General features: G+C 65.4%; 13 protein-coding genes. 8 read left to right on the top strand and 5 right to left on the bottom strand.

What is annotated here, in order from left to right:
- Positions 1–9 precede the first annotated feature (9 nt).
- The 3 genes from AC3IQ7_RS11715 to tssK are packed head-to-tail and all read right to left on the bottom strand — an operon-like array spanning position 10 to position 5,975.
- Positions 10–3,837: a type VI secretion system Vgr family protein gene (locus AC3IQ7_RS11715; protein ID WP_489210431.1), complete on the bottom strand. Its 3,828-nt coding sequence runs from the start codon at positions 3,835–3,837 to the stop codon at positions 10–12.
- The gene (gene icmH / locus AC3IQ7_RS11720) at positions 3,837–4,619 is read right to left on the bottom strand and encodes a type IVB secretion system protein IcmH/DotU (RefSeq protein WP_489209669.1); all 783 of its coding nucleotides are present in this window, start codon (positions 4,617–4,619) and stop codon (positions 3,837–3,839) included. Before icmH ends, AC3IQ7_RS11715 begins: the two co-directional genes overlap by 1 nt.
- 9 nt (positions 4,620–4,628) lie before the next feature.
- Positions 4,629–5,975 (bottom strand): type VI secretion system baseplate subunit TssK, encoded by a 1,347-nt coding sequence (tssK, locus tag AC3IQ7_RS11725; RefSeq protein WP_099380636.1) that lies wholly within the window; start codon positions 5,973–5,975, stop codon positions 4,629–4,631.
- Between the two features lie 289 nt (positions 5,976–6,264).
- Here tssK and AC3IQ7_RS11730 point away from each other — a divergent pair, with 289 nt between their 5' ends.
- From AC3IQ7_RS11730 to tssH, 8 genes are all read left to right on the top strand, one after another.
- Positions 6,265–6,840: a hypothetical protein gene (locus AC3IQ7_RS11730; RefSeq protein WP_489209672.1), complete on the top strand. Its 576-nt coding sequence runs from the start codon at positions 6,265–6,267 to the stop codon at positions 6,838–6,840.
- A gap of 72 nt (positions 6,841–6,912) precedes the next feature.
- Positions 6,913–7,422 (top strand): type VI secretion system contractile sheath small subunit, encoded by a 510-nt coding sequence (gene tssB, locus AC3IQ7_RS11735; protein ID WP_035817446.1) that lies wholly within the window; start codon positions 6,913–6,915, stop codon positions 7,420–7,422.
- A gap of 1 nt (position 7,423) precedes the next feature.
- Positions 7,424–8,908 (top strand): type VI secretion system contractile sheath large subunit, encoded by a 1,485-nt coding sequence (gene tssC, locus AC3IQ7_RS11740; RefSeq protein ID WP_077402280.1) that lies wholly within the window; start codon positions 7,424–7,426, stop codon positions 8,906–8,908.
- Positions 8,909–8,941: 33 nt separating this feature from the next.
- Positions 8,942–9,433 carry an Hcp family type VI secretion system effector gene (locus AC3IQ7_RS11745; protein WP_035817450.1) on the top strand — a complete coding sequence of 164 codons (492 nt, stop codon included), beginning with the start codon at positions 8,942–8,944 and terminating at the stop codon, positions 9,431–9,433.
- A 95-nt stretch (positions 9,434–9,528) separates the two neighbouring features.
- A complete protein-coding gene (gene tssE / locus AC3IQ7_RS11750) occupies positions 9,529–10,020 on the top strand; it encodes a type VI secretion system baseplate subunit TssE (RefSeq protein ID WP_035817453.1) in 492 nt (163 codons plus the stop codon).
- A 2-nt stretch (positions 10,021–10,022) separates the two neighbouring features.
- Complete coding sequence (tssF, locus tag AC3IQ7_RS11755; RefSeq protein ID WP_099380634.1) at positions 10,023–11,867, top strand: type VI secretion system baseplate subunit TssF; 1,845 nt, start codon at positions 10,023–10,025, stop codon at positions 11,865–11,867.
- A complete protein-coding gene (gene tssG / locus AC3IQ7_RS11760) occupies positions 11,831–12,916 on the top strand; it encodes a type VI secretion system baseplate subunit TssG (protein ID WP_099380633.1) in 1,086 nt (361 codons plus the stop codon). The genes tssF and tssG overlap by 37 nt, the downstream gene beginning before the upstream one ends.
- 55 nt (positions 12,917–12,971) lie before the next feature.
- Complete coding sequence (gene tssH, locus AC3IQ7_RS11765) at positions 12,972–15,629, top strand: type VI secretion system ATPase TssH (protein ID WP_489209675.1); 2,658 nt, start codon at positions 12,972–12,974, stop codon at positions 15,627–15,629.
- A gap of 13 nt (positions 15,630–15,642) precedes the next feature.
- On the opposite strand, the gene tssA is transcribed toward tssH, so the two are convergent.
- Together tssA and AC3IQ7_RS11775 are read right to left on the bottom strand one after the other, a co-directional pair.
- A complete protein-coding gene (tssA, locus tag AC3IQ7_RS11770; RefSeq protein WP_489209677.1) occupies positions 15,643–16,680 on the bottom strand; it encodes a type VI secretion system protein TssA in 1,038 nt (345 codons plus the stop codon).
- A gap of 48 nt (positions 16,681–16,728) precedes the next feature.
- Positions 16,729–17,541, bottom strand: a complete 813-nt coding sequence (locus AC3IQ7_RS11775) for an OmpA family protein (protein ID WP_322428642.1) — start codon at positions 17,539–17,541, stop codon at positions 16,729–16,731.
- Positions 17,542–17,543: the final 2 nt, after the last annotated feature.

Raw genomic sequence — 17,543 nt, forward strand, 5'->3', positions numbered from 1 at the left:
GCAGTGCGATTAGGAGCCGTTCAGGATGATATCGCATTTGATCTGCCGTCCTATTTTCGTCCGTAGCAATTCCTGCACTTCGATGGCGATCTGCCAGGCATGCCGGTCACGGATGACGATGGAGCCGGCCGAGTTCATGATGTTGGCGGCGGCCGGTTCAGGTTCCTTGTCGTCAGAGAGGGAAGGCACGGGCGCATCCCAGCTGCCGTCCGGCTTCTTGTATTTGACGGTCTCGTCGTCGCCTTCCACATACGAATATTCATCCGGCAGGCCATAGCAGTGACCGAATTCATGTGCGTGCGTCTGGCCATCGGTCGAGGCGGACACGTCGATGATGGTGCCCGTGACGCTTTCGCGGTCGTAGCGTTTGTGGATCTGCATGACGTAGTGCTCGTTGCTTTCCACATAAACGACGCGGTAGACGATGGGCAGGATGCGCGTGCCGCATTCCGGATCGCTGATTTTCATCTGGAATTTATTGTTCCAGTGGCTTTCCAGCCCCGTGGTGGCGATGCCCTTGACGTACTTGATGACGGCGGCGCGCTGCTTGACCCGCGTGGCGGCCTGTGGGGTACCCTTTTCGCGCTCTTCCAGCGCCTGGTCGGCCGGCTCGAGCACCGTGATCACCTTGACGCGCAATTCGGCGATGATGCCGGTATTCGACTTGACGGGCACGTAGATCTTGTAGCGCACGTTGTCGAAATAGTTATGCGGCGCGCCAGTGGCGCCGAAGGTGTTGTTGTAGCGCGGCACGCTGGAGACGCTGATCTCCTTTTCATAGTCGGCGATCCAGCAGGCGGGGCGCTTGATGAGCACTTCCTTGCGCTGCTTATTGTCGACGGGGCTGGTGCTGGACGTACCCGTTTCCTTGAATTTCGGCTCGGGCTTGGGCGGCGCCTTGGCCGTCGTGCCGGGCGCAGGCGCCTTGGCGCGCGTGTCCGAGCCGGGTGGCGGGGCAGGAGCCGGCTCAGGGCTGTCTTGCGTCTCGGGCAACTGGCCCGGTGATTTGAGCAGTTCGATCACCAGCGCCTCGACGGCAGCAGCCGCCACGATATGGGTCAGGCCCCTGGCGTCCGTCATGCCCGTTTCGATACTGCCGTCGGCGCGCTTGACGCGGTACGGCTGGCGCGGCATCAGTTCACCCGTGTCGCGGTCTTTCAGCACGAAGCCTTCGTCGAACAGTTTCAGGCGGCTGTCCGGCAACGGCGGCAGGCCGGCGGCGACGCTGGCGCCGCCGTTGAAGACATGCTGCCCGCCCTTGACCGTAAAATGGCCGGGGCAGCGGAAGGTGATGTCGCCGCCTTCGAGCGTGATCGACGATTGTCCTGCCTGCAGGACGATTTTCTGGTTGGCCTTGATGTCGATGCTGTCGCTCACGGAGATCACCGTGACGGCTTGATCGGCGAGGATTTCCAGTTGGTCGGTATGCGCTTCGAGCGAGACGGGGCCGTTGCCCGCGACGGCCTTGATGCCGCCTTCGTGGCTGAACAGCGTGGCCGCGTTGGCCGCCACCGAGGCGACTGTCTGGCCGGCCGTCATGTGCAGGTCGGCCTGCGCCGTCCAGTGCAGATGCTGGCCCGCGAACAGCACGGTCGACGCGGGCGTGGCCCAGTTGATGCTGCTGGGCGACTCCATCACCACCAGCGGCTGGGCGTAGCGTTCCACGGGCTGCGCCGTATCGGACGCGCGCGTGCCGCTGCCTGCCTTGCTGGCTTCCTGGCCGCCGACATTGGCCTGGTACTTGCCTTCCTGCCGCGGATCGATCTGCGTCGCCATGTCCAGCTGCGCCTGGTTCGCATCCTTGCTGACGAGGGCTTTTTGCTGGCTTGCCGACGTTGCTACCGTCTTGCTCAGTTCACAGGCGCCGCGCAGCAGGGCCAGCGCTTCCTTCGTGTCGAGCTGGCTCGACGTCACGCCGGCGCCCTGGCGCGCGCGCGCCGTGGTCGAGATCAGCATGCCTTCGCCGGCGCGCAGCATGGCCCAGGCATCAGTGCGCAATTCAAAGCCGCTGCCGCGGTAGCTGCCCCGTTGCGCCGAGCTGGCGCCTTGCTGCACCAGGTAGCCCAGATTGAGCTCGGTGGCGGCGCTGCTCGAAGCGAGCCGGGTGCGCAGCTGGCCCTGGGTATCGTCGAGTACCCACTGGTTGTAGCCGGCGCCGTCGAAATTGTGGCTGTGCATGCCCGACAGGACGCCCGCGTGGTTGACGCCCGCATCCTCGCCGGCCGCATACGGCGGCGTGTCGCTGCCTGTGTAGAGCTGGGCGACGACCAGCGGGCGGTCCATGTCGCCTTCGATGAAGTCGACCAGCACTTCCGTGCCGAGGCGCGGCGTGAATTGCGAGCCCCAGTTCGGGCCGGCCAGCGCTTCGGCCACGCGCACCCAGGCGCCGGACGCCTCGTTGCCGGGCGCGTTGCCCTGCTGGTCGGTGTTGTGCGCCAGGCCGCCCGGATTGGCGGCGTTGCCGCGCTGCCAGGCGAACTGGATGCGTACCTGGTGGTCGCGGCCCGTGGTGGCAACGCTGTCGGCCAGCCCCACCACCAGCGCTGTCTGCGGGCCCAACGCCACGGCAGGTGCGCGCGCGGCGGTGGCGCGCGGCACGATGGCCACGCTGGCGCGCACGCAGCCGAAGCGGTTGCGGTAGGTGCCCGGTTCGATCTGGCCGGCGATCCAGTCGGCGACGCCGCCCAGGCCGGCCGTCTTGGCCAGCGTCGACAGCATGCCGCCCAGGCCGGCGCCGGCCGGTCCCGTATTGTTGCGCGCCTGGTGCTCGGCCCACAGCACGGTGAAGGCGTTGGCGCCATCGGCATGCTGTTCGTGCTGCAGCAGGCGCATGGCGTGGCCGGCGGCCAGGCGGCGCACGGCGCCGGCGCCGTCGAACTGCTTGTTGTCCAGTTCCAGCGCTTGCAGCATGCGCTCGCTGTGCGGCCCGGCCGCCGCGCGGTCGGCGTGCAGGCGTTCGCCGGCGCCGTCATACACGGCCAGTTGCGGCAATTGCCCCGCCTCCAGGCTGGAGACCTGCTCGGCGGCGGGCGCCGTCACCTGCGCCGGGTCCCAGCTGCTGATGCTGACGGCATTCGATTGCACCTGGCGGCGCGCGCCGAAGCGGTCGATGGCGTCGTCGGTATCGGTGGCGCGCACGCCGTGAAAGCGCATGTCGGCGCCGCCCGGCGTCTGCGGTGCGGTCGCCTTGCTGTCGAAGATCACCAGTTTGTGCCTGGCCTGCGCCTCGCCCTCGCCGCCTTCCTGCGCGCCGCCGGGCTGGTCGTGCTCGAAGCGCCAGCTCAGGCCTTCGGCGGCCAGCAGGCGCGCGAAGAAAGCGAAGTCGCTTTCGCGGTACTGGGTGCGGATGGCGCGCGTGGCCAGCGCCTGGCTGACGTCGAATTCGAAGCGCAGCTGCGGGTAGTCGGCCAGCAGCTCGGTGACGATGTCGCGCGCGTTCTTGTCCTGGAAAATATAACTGTCGCGGCGCAGCTGCAGCAGGGCCAGGGCCGGCTCGAGGCGCAGCCGGTAGCGCGCCACGCCACCGTCGGCGCCCAGCCAGGCGCAATCGGTGCAGATGCCGTGCCAGGCGCGCTGGCTGCCGTCGGGCTGCAGCAGGCACAGCGTCATCTCTTCGCCGATGAAGGAGGACAGGTCCAGGCTGGCCGCGGTGCTCAGCGCGTCGACCTCGAAGCGGAACAGTTCATTGACGGCCTCGCGGCCCTCGAACTGTTCCGCCATCAGCGATTCCGGCTGTCCGGACTGCTGGGCCGTGGCCAGGGTGATGAGCCGCGCATGCTGGCTCAGGCCGGTGCCGAACTGGCCCGTGGCTGCGGGGGTTGCCTGTGCGCCGCCCATCACGGCAGGGTAATGCTCAGGTTAGCCACGCGCGGCGCCAGCTTGACGATGTCGTTGTAGGCATTGATCTGCGCTTGCGTCTGTTTGGCCAGCATGGTGCGCAGGCTCAGGTAGCCCATTGCGCAGATCAGGGCGAACACCGAACACAGCACCCAGACCGGCACGTTGTTGCGCAGCTTGTGGATGATCTGGTCGGGCCGCTCCGCATGCGGGGCGAAGCCGGTTTTCTTGCCCTTCATCTGGGCGATTTCGTCCCCCAGGCGCGCCGTCAGGTAGTTGAGTTTTTCCGGGCCTTCGAGGATGTAGCGGCCCTGGAAACCCAGCAGCAGGCACATGTGGAAGACCTCGAGCGCCTGCAGGTGCGCGCTGCCGCGCGCGCGTAGCGCTTCGAGACGGATGAAGAAGTTTTCGCCGGCCAGCTGGTCGCCGAACAGCACCAGCTGCAAGGGCCGGCGCGCCCATTCGTCGCGGATGCTGTAGGGCGAGCGCAGGATGATTTCATCGACGGCCGCGCAGAACGCATATTTTGCGGCGTCGATGTCGTCCGCCGACGCGCCCTGTTTTTTCGCGCCGCGGCTGAACTCATCGAGGAAGTGCGTCATCTTGCTGATGAAATCGGCATTGTCTTGCGGCCCGCTGCCGTTCTTCAGCATGAACAGGGCGTAAAAACCGTCGTACATCAAGTCCATCAAGGTGTGTTCGGTGCCGGGACCGGCAGCCATGCTGGAGGCATAGGCGGCCTGGCTGCCGGACATCAGGGAAGGGGGAGCGCTGGAGTGCATCGTTGGACCTCAGGAAGTGACGGCGACAAGTTCGAGTTTCAGTTCACGCATGCCGGACGGGACATAGACCAGCAGCGACTGCGCCTGCAGCATGCGTTCGTACATCTGGCCCTTGGCCTCGATGGTGAAGTAAAACATGTCGGGCCGCACCGGCACGGCGGCCGGCACCTGCGGCGCATGCTGCAGGCGCACCCCGGGCAGGGCGGACAGGACGAATTTTTCCACATCGTCCGGCGCGCCCACCTTGAAGCGCAGCGGCACCACGTCGACCAGCTCCACGCCGGCCATGTCGGCCGACACGCCCAGGTAGAACGCCGTCTTGGCATCGATCTTTTCCGAGTCCAGCTTGCCGTGATGGTAGGACGGCTTGGTTTCCGTCAGCGCGATGGCGAAGTATTTCGACGAGATCACGGTGTCGAGCAATTCGCGGATCATGGCGTGCAGCTGGGCGAACGCGGGGCCGGGATCGGCATGCCGGTACGGCGGCAGGTCGGCCAGTGCATGGCTTCTTGAAAAGGTCATCAAGCCGCCCGCCAGGGCCAGCAGCTGTTCGTACAGCCGCTCCGGATGCAGCCCCGGATGATGGAAATAATGGCTGAGCGATGCGTAGGCCGCGCTGGCCGTATGCAGCAGCCAGAACGAGGACATGTCGCCCGAGCGGAACTCGATCACGCTCTTGCTAGGCTCGCGGTGATGCCCGTACAGCGCGTTGACCTTGGCTTGCAGCGCGTCGATCAGGCGGCGCAGCTGCAGGAACAGCAGGGGCGCGCTGCGGATGGACAGGCTGGGGGGGACGAAGGCCGGGTCCTGCTCGAAGCCGCCCGTCGACAGGCGCCGCAGGCGCAGCAGGGGGAAGCTGACGTAGGAATCGCGCGGCTCGGCATCGGCGACCAGGCGCAGGGTTTTTTTCAGGTAGGTCAGTTCGGCCTGCGCGGCCTGGGTGTACAGGTCCGGCGTGCTGAGATTGGCCTGGGCATAGCGCGCCGCGTTGTTGGGCTGGCCGCTGGCGGCGAAGTTGCCGCCGAATGGCTTGAACGCCGGCAAGGCGGCGTGAAAGGTCACCGATTGCAAGGACGACGGCACGTTGCCCAGGTCGAGCGCGTCGGGCAGTTCATCGCTCCCGGCGGCGTTGTAGATTTCGCCGTCCTGGAAGACCAGCGACAGTTCCAGCAGGCGCAAGCTGTTGTTGGCCAGCGCATCGCGGTCGATCTGCAACTGGTTCACTCCCCACGCATACGGGTGCAGTGCCTTGACGCTCTCGTGCAGGCGCTGTTCGTGGTAGTGGTCTTGCTGCTGGAAATGCTGGGGTCGCAGAAACAGCCCTTCGCCCCATAACAATTTGTTTGCCATGCTCATGGATTGCCCTCTATGCCAGACACAGTGAGGCGCGCGGCAGCGACTGAAAATCATGCTTCGCATCGCGCAACCTGGTGCTTTTTTCGCAACTGCAAGAACCTTAACATTATCTTGAAGAATGGTGCGTACTGTACGTTTTTAGCGCGAGTAGTGTGAGTTTTCGCGTATTTTCTATTGAACGCAGTGAATTTTCAAATCATGCTACGCTCCGAAAAATAGATAATTAGCAACTATAAAAAGCAACTTTTCAGTTCGCCAAACAGTCTTCTTTTTTGAAGGAAAGATCAACATGACACGCTCGGTTTCGCTACACACGCTTGCAGTTATCGCCTGTGCTTTTGCCCTCAGCGCCTGCAGTACGGCGCCGGTGGCCAAAGCGCCGCCCGTCGTGGCGCCGCCGACGCTGGAGGAGCTGATGGCCAAGGCCACGCAGGCCGTGGACACGGGCAACAAGGCGGCGGCGCTGGCGCTGTGGCAGGAGGCGGCCGCCGCGGCGCCCGCCGACAAGCAGCCCTGGGTGCGCATGGCGCAAAGCCGCTACGATGCCGGCCAGTATGGCGAAGCCATCCTCAACGCCCAGGAAGTGCTGGTGCGCGATCCTGCCGACAAGCTGGCCAACAGCGTGATTGCCATCAGCGGCCTGCGCCTGTCGACGCGGGCGCTGGCCGACCTGAGCCGTCAGAACAACCTGTCCGGTCCGCTGCGCGCGGAATCGCAGGACCTGGCCAAGCTGCTGCGCGAGAGCCTGGGCGAAACCGTGCTGGTGCCGCCGCCGGACAAGCCGCCCGTGCGCGCGTCGCGCAAGCAGCCAAGCAAGCGCACTGCCGACGAGGGCAGCGCCAATCCATTCAATGCCCTGAAGTAGCCAGCCAGGCACGGGTACGCCGCAGTTCAACAGGCGCATCGCCGATGCCGCCAATATTTGGAAGGGGATGTCATGTCGAAGAAAGATAGTGTGCAGAAGCGCTTGCAAAAGGTACGCCCGCCGCGCGTGCAGATGACGTATGACGTCGAGATCGGCGACGCCATCGAAAACAAGGAGCTGCCCTTCGTGGTGGGCGTGGTAGGCGATTTCGGCGGCAATTCCGAACTCGAACAGAAGCGCCTGAAGGACCGCAAGTTCGTCGATATCGACCGCGATAATTTCGATGAAGTGATGAAGGGCATCGAGCCGCGCGCCACCTTCCGCGTGCCGAATGAACTGGGCGCCGGCGGCGACCAGTTTGGCGTCGAGCTGAAATTCCGCTCGATCGCCGATTTCCGCCCGGAAGCGGTGGTCGGGCAGGTCGAGCCGCTGCGCAAGCTGCTCGAAGCGCGCACCAAGCTGGCCGACCTGCGCAACAAGCTGGCCGGCAATGACAAACTGGAAGACATCCTGAATGACGTGCTCAATAGCACGGAAAAACTGGCCCAGCTGGAACAACATTCCCACGTCAGGAAAGATTGATATGTCCGCACAACTGACCCCCGCATTGAGCGCCGCCGGCGCCGCCGAAATCGACTTGCTCGACCAGATCGTCGAACAGAGCAAGGTGGCCAAGTCCAGCGTCGAACACGCCCGCGCCAAGGATCTGATTTCCGAACTGGTCAGCCAGGTCATGGATGGCACGGTGGTGGTATCGAACAACCTGGCCGCCACCATCGATGCCCGCGTGGCCGAACTGGACCAGCTCATTTCCGCGCAGCTCAGCGCCATCATGCACGCGCCCGAATTCCAGAAGCTGGAAAGCAGCTGGACGGGCCTGCATTACCTGGTGAAGAACACGGCCACCGGCACGAACCTGAAAATCAAGATGATGAACGCGACCAAGCGCGAACTGGTCAAGGATTTCCAGAGCGCGCTGGAGTTCGACCAGTCGACCATGTTCAAGAAGGTCTACGAAGAGGAATTCGGCACCTTTGGCGGGGCGCCGTTCGGCACCTTGCTGGGCGACTTCGAATTCAGCCGCCAGCCGGAAGACATGTATTTCATCGAACAGATGTCGCATGTGGCCGCCGCCGCGCACGCGCCGTTCATCTCGTCCGCGTCGCCGGAACTGTTTGGCCTGGAAAGCTACAGCGACCTGGGCAAGCCGCGCGACCTGGCCAAGGTATTCGACACGGTCGAGTATGCGAAGTGGAAATCCTTGCGCGAATCGGAAGATTCGCGCTATGTGGGCCTGACCTTGCCCCGCTTCCTGGGCCGGCTGCCGTTCAATCCGCTCGATGGCGCCACCGTCGACGGCTTCAATTTCGTCGAGGACGTCGACGGCACCGACCACCAGAAATACCTGTGGTGCAATGCCGCCTACGCGTTCGGCACCAAGCTGACGGCCGCCTTCGAGGATTACGGCTGGTGCGCGGCGATCCGCGGCGTGGAGGGGGGCGGCCTGGTGGAAGACTTGCCGACGCATACCTTCAAGACGGACGAGGGCGAGGTGGCGCTGAAATGCCCGACCGAGATCGCCATCACGGACCGTCGCGAAAAGGAATTGAGCGACCTGGGCTTCATCTCCCTCGTGCACTGCAAGAACACGGACTATGCCGCGTTTTTCGGCGCCCAGTCGGCGCAGAAGGCGAAAAAATACAATACCGACGCCGCCAACGCGAACGCCGTGCTGTCGGCGCAACTGCAATACATCTTCGCTGTGTCGCGCATCGCCCACTACATGAAGGCCATGATGCGCGACAAGATCGGCAGCTTTGCCGCCGCCTCCAACGTGGAAGATTTCCTCAACCGCTGGCTGACGCAGTACGTGCTGCTCGACGATAACGCCAGCCAGGAACAGAAAGCCCAGTTTCCGCTGCGCGAAGCGTCGGTGCAGGTATCGGAAGTGCCGGGCCGGCCCGGCGTGTACCGCGCCGTGTCCTTTTTGCGTCCGCATTTTCAACTGGACGAATTGTCCGTTTCACTCCGTTTGGTCGCGGAGCTTCCGCAGTCGACCAAATCGTAATGTATTTTTCTTCACACCCTTGAAAGGAATGACATGGCAATCGACGTATACTTGCAAATTGATGGCATCAAAGGCGAATCCACGGATAACAGCCACAAAGATTGGATCGAGTGCAAGTCGGTCCAGTGGCAGGTGTTGCAACCCAAATCGGCGACCGCCTCGACAGGCGGCGGCCATACCGCCGAACGTACCGAGCACAAGGATATCGTTATCGCCAAGATGGCCGATCTCGCCAGTCCCTTGCTGCTGCAAACGTGCTCCTCGGGCAAGACTATCCCGAAAGCCAAGCTCGAGTTCCTGCGCGCCGATGGCCAGGGCGAGCGCATCAAGTACTTCGAAATCGAACTCGAGAATGTGATGATCAGCAGCGTGGCGCCATCGGTGGCCGCGGGCGACATTCTCGGCGAAGACCTGGCGCTCAAGTATTCCAAGGTCAAGTGGAAGTACACGCAGCAAAAAGTGGGTGGCGGCTCGGGCGGTAACACCTCCGGCGGCTGGGACCTGTCGGCCAACAAGACAGCCTGACCGTATCTGACCGCGTACGCCAGCGGCGCGCTGCCGCCGCTGGCTTTCCTGGCCGCCGGCAGCGGTATCCACGCCACCCAAGAAACGGGAAACCCATGAAAGGTTTTACGCCGGGCCTGTTCGACCGCCTGATGGATACGCCCGTGCACGGCGCCTCCAGCGGCACCGTCTCGCGCCTCTCGCTCGAAGACTTGAAAGACACCGTGGCGCGCGATCTCGAAGCGCTGCTCAACACGCGCGCCGTGCTGCCCGAGGCGCTGCTCAAACCCTTTCCCGAATGCGGCAAGTCGATCATCACGTACGGCTTGAACGATTTCGCCGGGCTTAGCCTGTCGAGCACGGACGACCGCGCCTATATCTGCCAGTGCCTGGAGAAGGCCATCGCCCGTCACGAGCCGCGCTTGCGCCAGGTACGTGCATCGCTGGAAATCGAGGAAGGCTCGATCAACCGCCTCAATTTCGCCATCAGCGCGCTGCTGGTGGTGCATGCGGCGCACGAACCGGTCAGCTTCGACGCCATCCTGCAGCCTTCCAGCCTGCATTACACGATCAGCAAGGGACGCCGCGCCGCGTCCACGGGAGCCTGACCTTGGATGAATTGCTGCCTTATTACGAGCGCGAACTGGGTTTCCTGCGCCGCTATTCGCGCGAGTTTTCCGAGCGCTACCCGAAGATCGCAGGCCGCCTGCTGATGGGCGGCGAGGTGTGCGAAGACCCGCACATCGAGCGCATGATCCAGTCGTTCGCGCTGCTCAATTCGCGCATCTCGAAGCGTATCGACGACGATTATCCCGAATTTACCGAAGCGCTGTTCGAAGTGCTTTATCCGCATTACCTGCGGCCGTTTCCCTCGTGCTCGATCGCCCGCATGGATTACGCCGCCGCGGCGGCGCAGTTGACGGCGCCGGCGGAAATCGCCCGCGGCACGGAGCTGACGACGCGCCCCGTGAAAGGCGTGGCCTGCACCTTCCGCACGGCCTACCCCGTGACGGTGGCACCGCTGGCGCTCACGCATGCGGCTTTTTCCGCCATCATCGAGGCGCCGGAACAGGTGCTGCTGCCGGCGAATGCCACCTCGGGCGTGCGCATCACCATCGAGTCGAGCGCCGCGCAGCTGTCGCTGGGCCAGCTGGGACTGGCGTCGCTGCGCGTGTTCATCGATGGCCAGCCCTCGTTTTGCGCGGCGCTGCGCGACGCCCTGTTCATGCGCACCGTGAAGGCCTACGCCGAGGCGGACGGCAGCGGCAGCTGGGTTGCGCTCGACGGCATTCCGGTGCGCAGCGCCGGCTTTGCCGAGGACGATGCGCTGATCCCGTTTTCCGCCCGCTCGCATCCGGCCTACCGGCTGCTGACCGAGTATTTCTGCTTTCCCGAAAAATTCAATTTCTTCGACATCGACCTCGGTGCGCTGTGCGCTGCGCTGCCGTCCGGCTGCCGCCGCATCACCTTGCATCTGGCGCTGAGCGGCTTGCGCACGGATTCGAACACGGCGCGCCTGCTGGGGACGATGAACACGCACAATCTGCTGCTGGGCTGCACGCCAGTGGTCAACCTGTTCCGCCAGCGCGGCGAGCCTATCCGCCTCACGCACACGGCCGCCAGCTATCCCGTGCTGGCCGATGCGCGCCGCGCCTATGCGTTCGAGGTGCAGTCGATCGACTCGGTCAAGCTGGTGCGGCAGACGCCGCAGGGAGAATCCGTGGTGGAATTCCGTCCCTTCTATTCGCTGCGCCATGGCGAGACCCCGGCCAGGGATGGCCACTACTGGGTCATGCGGCGCGACGAGATCATCGCCGGCAAGAGTCCCGGCTACGAGACGCAGATATCGATCGTCGACATCGATTTCGATCCGGCCGCAGTGGAAACGGACACGCTCAGCCTGGAGCTGAGCTGCACCAACCGCGACTTGCCGGCACAGCTGACCTACGGCTTGCACGGCGGCGACCTGTTCCTCGAAGGCGGCTCCAGCGTGCGCAGCATCAGCCTGCTGCGCAAACCCAGCGAGTCGCACCGTTTCGAGCGGGGACGGGGCGCCCACTGGCGCTTGATTTCGCATCTGGCGCTGAATCACCTGTCGCTGGCCGGCAGCGGCCTGGAAGCGTTCCAGGAAATGCTGACCCTGTACGACTTGCCGCGCTCGGCCACTTCGCAGCGGCAAATCCGCGGCATCACGGCCATCGCCCACCAGGCCGTCAATGCCTGGTTGCCAGGCAATCCCTTCGCCTGCCTGGTGCGCGGCGTCGAAGTGCGGCTGACGATAGACGAAGAGGCCTTCGTCGGCAGCGGCATCCACGCCTTTGCGCATGTGATCGAGTGCTTCCTCGGTTTGTATGTGCATGCGAACAGCTTCACGCAACTGGTGGTGCTGGCAAAAAAATCAGGAGAGGAGCTGTGGCGATGCAAACCACGCAGCGGCGATTCCAGCCTAGTGTAATCGAGCGCCTGTTTGCCCAGCCTTGCCGCTTCCAGTACTTCCAGGCGGTACGCATGCTGGAGCTTTGGCTCAGGCGCAATGGCTTGCCGCACGACGATGCGGTGGCCAGCTTCCTGCGCTTCCAGAATTCCGTCTCGCTCGACTTCGCCCCCAGCCAGATCGAGGCGCTGGCGCCGGAACCGCGCGAACTGGCCACGGACGCCAACGCCCTGGGCGCGGCGCTGCGCAGCGCGCAGCTGAAATACGTGCGCGTCACGCCGGCGTTCATGGGGTTTCTCGGCGTCGCCGGCGCGCTGCCGCTGCACTATACGGAACGCATCGCCACGCACCAGCTATATGAAAAGGACGAGGGGCCGCGCGCCTTCCTCGACACGTTTTCGAACCGCGCCCTGGCCCTGTTCTATGAAGCGTGGCGCAAGTACCGGCTGGAACTCAAATACCAGCTCGACGGCAAGGACCAGTTCCTGCCGCTGCTGCTGTCGCTGGCAGGGCTGGGCAACGCCTCGCTGCGCCAGCGCCTGGCGGGGGACGGCGCCGGCGTACTCGATGAATCGGTGGGCTACTTTGCCGCCGCCATGCGCCACCGGCCGCCATCGGCCGTGCTGATCGGCCAGGTGCTGTCCGAGTATTTCGGGCAGCGCATCGCCGTCAGCCAGTTTGTCGGCTGCTGGTACGACGTGCCGCGCGAGCAGCAAAGCACGCTGGGCGGCAGCAACGCCCTGCTGGGCGCCACCGCCATGGTCGGCGCGCGCGTCTGGCAGCGCGACCTGCGCCTGCGGCTGACCATCGGCCCGCTGGCCCGCTGCCACTTCGACGCCTTCCTGCCTGGCGGCGCGGCCGCCCTCGCGCTCGAGAAGATGCTCGCCATGTTCACCGGCTTGTGCCTGGAATACGAAGTGCAGCTGGTGCTGCGCGCCGCCGACGTGCAGGGCATTGCGCTGGCGGTGCCGCGCAGCGGCGGGCGGCTGGGCTGGGACAGTTTCCTGATCACCGGCGGCGAGGCGAGCGACCGCGCCGATGTCCGCTATGAACTGCATGCGCTGGCTTGACCTCGCGCTTCTCCACCGATTTCGTTAACCATCACCCGACAAGGACCGCCGCCCCATGAGCATCAACCTGAAAACTCTGATCAGCAAGTTGAACGACACCTGCCGCACGGCCGCCACGCGGGCGGCCAGTCTTTGCGTCGGCCTGGGACAGTATGAAGTCGACCTGGAGCACGTTTTCCTCGCGCTGCTGGAGCAGCCGCACAGCGATTTCGTGCTGATTGCCCGCAGGAGCGGCGTCAGCGTGAGCATGCTGGAAGCGGATTTGCGCGCCGAAGTGGCGCGCCTGCAGACGGGCAACACGCGCACACCCGTGTTTTCCGTGCGCCTGCCCAAGCTGTTCGAGCATGCCTGGCTGATCGCTTCGCTCGATTTGCGCGCCGGGCGGCAGGTGAGCATCCGCAGCGGCCACCTGCTGCAGGCGCTGCTGACCGAGCCGGAACTGGCGCAACTGGCCTACCGGGGCTCGGCGCTGTTCCACGAATTCAAGCTCGACGAGATCAAGCACGGGCTCGACAAGCTGACCGAGGGGTCGCAGGAAGCCGGCGAGGCAGTTGCGGGGCAGGAGGATGCGGGCGACGCCGGCGGCGATCCCGTGGGGGAACTGGCCGGTGCGGCGGCGTCGAAAACGCCGGCGCTGGATCAGTTCACTGTCAACCTGACGGCCCGCGCACGCGCCGGCAAGGTCGATCCCGTGATCGGGCGCGACATGGAAATCCGCCAGGCGATCGACATCCTGATGCGGCGGCGCCAGAACAATCCCATCCTGACGGGCGAGGCGGGCGTCGGCAAGACGGCCGTGGTGGAGGGCCTGGCGCTGCGCATCGTGCAGGGCGACGTGCCCGACATTTTGCAGGGCGTGGAAATCCACACGCTGGACATGGGCCTGCTGCAGGCCGGCGCCAGCGTCAAGGGCGAGTTCGAGAACCGCCTGAAAAACGTCATCGCCGAAGTGGGCAAGAGCGCGCACGCCATCATCCTTTTCATCGACGAGGCGCACACGATGATCGGCGCCGGCGGCAGCGCCGGGCAGAACGATGCGGCGAACCTGCTGAAACCGGCGCTGGCGCGCGGCGAGCTGCGCACCATCGCCGCCACCACCTGGGGCGAATACAAAAAATATTTTGAAAAGGATGCGGCGCTGGCGCGCCGCTTCCAGGTCGTCAAGATCGAGGAACCGAGCGAAGAGCTGGCGTGCGCCATGTTGCGCGGCATGGCGCCGCTGATGGAACAGCATTTCAAGGTGCGCATCTTCGACGAGGCGATCACCGAAGCCGTGCGCCTGTCGCATCGCTACATCGCCGGCCGCCAGCTGCCGGACAAGGCCATCAGCGTGCTCGATACGGCTTGCGCCAGGGTGGCGCTGGGGCAGAGCGCCACGCCGGCCCTGCTCGACAGCGTGGCGCGCCGGCGCGAGCGCATCGATGCGGAAGCCTCGGCCCTGGCGCGCGAGGAGAGCGGCGGCGCGCGCCACGGCGCACGGCTGCAGCAACTCGAGGCCGAACGCGGCGCCGCCACGCAGGAACACGCGCAGCTGGCCACGCGCTGGGACAGCGAAAAGGCGCTGTCGGAACAGATCCAGGCGATCCGCCGCCAGCTCGAGGAGGGCACGCCGGCCGACGCGGGCCAGGGGCGCGAACTGTTGGCGCTGCAGGCCGAACTCGCTTCGCTGCAGGGCGAGACGCCGCTGGTGCCGGTGCAGGTCGACGGCCACGTGGTGGCGGAAATCGTCGCTGGCTGGACCGGCATCCCGCTGGGCAAGATGGTCAAGGATGAACTCAAGACGGTGCTGCGGCTGAAGGATTTGCTGCAGGAGCGCGTGCTGGGCCAGCCCCACGCGATCGAGGCGGTGGCGCAACGCGTGCGCACGGCGCGCGCCAACCTGGACGACCCGGACAAGCCGAAGGGCGTGTTCCTGTTTGTCGGCCCGTCCGGCATCGGCAAGACGGAAACGGCGCTGGCGCTGGCCGATGTGCTGTACGGCGGCGAACGCAAGCTCATTTCCATCAACATGAGCGAATACCAGGAAGCCCACAGCGTGTCGGGGCTGAAGGGTTCGCCGCCCGGCTATGTCGGCTATGGCGAAGGCGGCGTGCTGACCGAGGCCGTGCGCCGCAATCCGTACAGCGTGTTGCTGCTCGACGAGGTGGAAAAGGCGCATCCCGATGTCATGGAGCTGTTCTTCCAGGTCTTCGACAAGGGCGTGATGGACGATGCCGAGGGACGCGAGATCGATTTCAAGAATACCATCATCATCCTGACCTCGAACGTGGCGTCGGCCAGCATGATGCAGGCGTGCCTGAACCTGCCGCAAGAGCAGCTGCCGACGCCGGAGCAGCTGGAGCTGGTCATCCGCCCGCAGTTGCTGAAGGTCTTCAAGCCCGCGTTCCTGGGGCGCCTGAAAGTGATTCCCTACTATCCGCTCGGCGACGATGTGCTGGCCAGTATCATCGGATTGAAGCTGGGCCGGATCGCCGCGCGCATCGCCGCCAATCACCAGGCCGAGTTCCTCTACGACGAGGCGCTGGTCGAGGCGGTGCTGGCGCGCTGCACCGAAGTCGATTCGGGCGCGCGCAATGTCGACAATATCCTGAACGGCAGCCTGCTGCCGGAAATCGCCGAAGCCGTGCTGGCGCGCATGGCGGAAGGGCAGGGCATCAGCCGGATCAAGGCCAGCGCCGGCAAGCAGGGGCAGTTCCGGTATACGATCAAATAGGCGTCAAGCCGCTTCAGTGGCCGCTGCCGGGCGCGATGCCCAGCAGCTCCTCGATGTGGGCCAGCGAGGCGCCGTCCTTGACCACGCCGCGCAGCCATTCGTGCAAATTCTGTTCGCCCGCGTTGGCGGCCTTGTCGGCGAAGTACGAGACGGGGCTGTGCGGCTCCGTCTGGCGGAAGTACTGCGCCACCTGGCGCAGCTGCGCCAGCGCCTGGGCGCGGCTTTGCAGTTCGCCGGGCGCCGCCGGCGGCAGCGCCGGCACGGCGGCCGGTGCCGCCAGGCCGCCAGCCTTCACCGGTGCGGCGGCGACGCTGGCGGCAGGGATGGTTACGGCCGCGGCGGGCAGGGCCAGCTGCATCGCCTGCAGGGCCTCGCGCGCCAGCGAAAAGCCCGGACTATCCTTGCCCAGGCGGCTATCGGCGGCCTGTTCCAGCTCGGTCAGCGCGTCCAGGCAGAACTGGGCGTCGGCGGCAAAGGCGGCGCGGAACTGCGCCGACGTGGCGCGCCGCGCCGCCTCCATGTCCACCAGCCTGGTGCCGTTGACGCCGTCCTGGTTGCTGGCTGCCCGCTTGCGCGCCGTCTCGAAGTCGATGGTCGACCAGCCGCCCGATTGCTTGTCCGTCAGTGCCATGGCGCGCACGAGGGATGGCGTGCGCGCCAGGATCCAGCTCAGGTTGCCGATGCGCTGCTCGTGGTCGTCGCCATCGGGCTGCGGGTACAGGCCCAGGTCCCAGTACTGGCGCAGCAGGCCGGCCAGCAGGTGATAGCCTTCGCCCAGACCGCGCAAATGGTCTTGCCTGGCGCTGGCTTCGGCCAGCCAGGCGGCGAGCCGCAAGTCCTTGCTCTTTTCGCCCAGCAGGGCGGCGCAGCGCTGCAGTACGAAGGCCCAGTCGGCTTCCTTCAGGTCGGTGACCCACTCACCCTGGTCGAGCGTGGGGTCGTCGAACTTGCGCGCCTGGCCGATGGCGTCGAAGTCGGTGGAGAAGGACAGGTCGACGCCGCATGGCTGCTCGGCGCTGATGGGAAGTAGGAGCTGGTCGGCTGAAATCATGTGTGTTCTCGGCAGTGGGGCGGATGGCTTGCTGGAGGCATGGCGGCCTTACTGGACCATGCGGAATTCGATGCGGCGGTTGCGCGCGCGGCCATCGGGGCTGTCATTGCTGGCGATGGGACGGTCCGGGCCCTGTCCGGAAGCGCTGAGCAGGTCACCGTCGATGCCCTTGCCGGCCAGGTAGGTCTTGACCGCCTCGGCGCGCGCCTGGCTCAGGTTCTGGTTGCTGGCGCGCAGTCCCAGGTTGTCGGTGTGGCCGATGATGTCCACCTTGCGGCCTGCCAGCTTGTGCAGCGCCGCGCTCATTTCGTCGAGGATGGCGCGGCCCGACGGCGTCAGCGTGGTCTTGCCGCTCTCGAATTCGATGGTGCGGTTGGCCAGCGCGCCGTCGAGGATATTCTGCTCGGAAGCGGACACGCGCAAGCCGTTGTTGACGGTGTACGTGGGATTGAGGCTGGTGGCGAAGTCGCTGGCGATCTTTTGCCGCTGCGCCTCGTTGGCCACTTCGCCGCGCACGCTGACCACGCTGCCTTCGATCTTCAGCTGGCCGCGGCGGATCTGCTTGAGGTCCGCCGTCAGCAGCTTTTGCACATAGGCGTTCCAGTTGGCCGGCTGCGCGACCGGGCCGACGGCGATCTGGTCGACGACCTTGTCGGCGCCATACAGTTCGCGCAGACGTACCAGCACCGCCGCCTTGGCCGCTTCGTCCGGCACCGTGCCGCTGGCCAGGACCTGGCCCGGTTGCGGCGTGGCGGCGGCGGGCGCCGAGACAGCGGCCGCCGGCGCGGCGGCGTTTTGCGCGCTGGCGCCGGCCGGCGCGAAGACCAGGCTGAGTAGGATGGCAAGGCGGATGTGGCGCATGA

The sequence above is a fragment of the Janthinobacterium sp. GL_088 genome (assembly GCF_057837845.1).

Coding starts and splice junctions, on each gene's coding strand:
- tssH (WP_489209675.1), top strand. CDS start 12,972: ATGAGCATCAACCTGAAAACTCTGATCAGCAAGTTGAACGACACCTGC.
- tssC (WP_077402280.1), top strand. CDS start 7,424: ATGTCCGCACAACTGACCCCCGCATTGAGCGCCGCCGGCGCCGCCGAA.
- AC3IQ7_RS11775 (WP_322428642.1), bottom strand. CDS start 17,541: ATGCGCCACATCCGCCTTGCCATCCTACTCAGCCTGGTCTTCGCGCCG.
- tssA (WP_489209677.1), bottom strand. CDS start 16,680: ATGATTTCAGCCGACCAGCTCCTACTTCCCATCAGCGCCGAGCAGCCA.
- icmH (WP_489209669.1), bottom strand. CDS start 4,619: ATGCACTCCAGCGCTCCCCCTTCCCTGATGTCCGGCAGCCAGGCCGCC.
- tssB (WP_035817446.1), top strand. CDS start 6,913: ATGTCGAAGAAAGATAGTGTGCAGAAGCGCTTGCAAAAGGTACGCCCG.
- AC3IQ7_RS11715 (WP_489210431.1), bottom strand. CDS start 3,837: ATGGGCGGCGCACAGGCAACCCCCGCAGCCACGGGCCAGTTCGGCACC.
- tssG (WP_099380633.1), top strand. CDS start 11,831: ATGCAAACCACGCAGCGGCGATTCCAGCCTAGTGTAATCGAGCGCCTG.
- tssE (WP_035817453.1), top strand. CDS start 9,529: ATGAAAGGTTTTACGCCGGGCCTGTTCGACCGCCTGATGGATACGCCC.
- AC3IQ7_RS11745 (WP_035817450.1), top strand. CDS start 8,942: ATGGCAATCGACGTATACTTGCAAATTGATGGCATCAAAGGCGAATCC.
- AC3IQ7_RS11730 (WP_489209672.1), top strand. CDS start 6,265: ATGACACGCTCGGTTTCGCTACACACGCTTGCAGTTATCGCCTGTGCT.
- tssK (WP_099380636.1), bottom strand. CDS start 5,975: ATGAGCATGGCAAACAAATTGTTATGGGGCGAAGGGCTGTTTCTGCGA.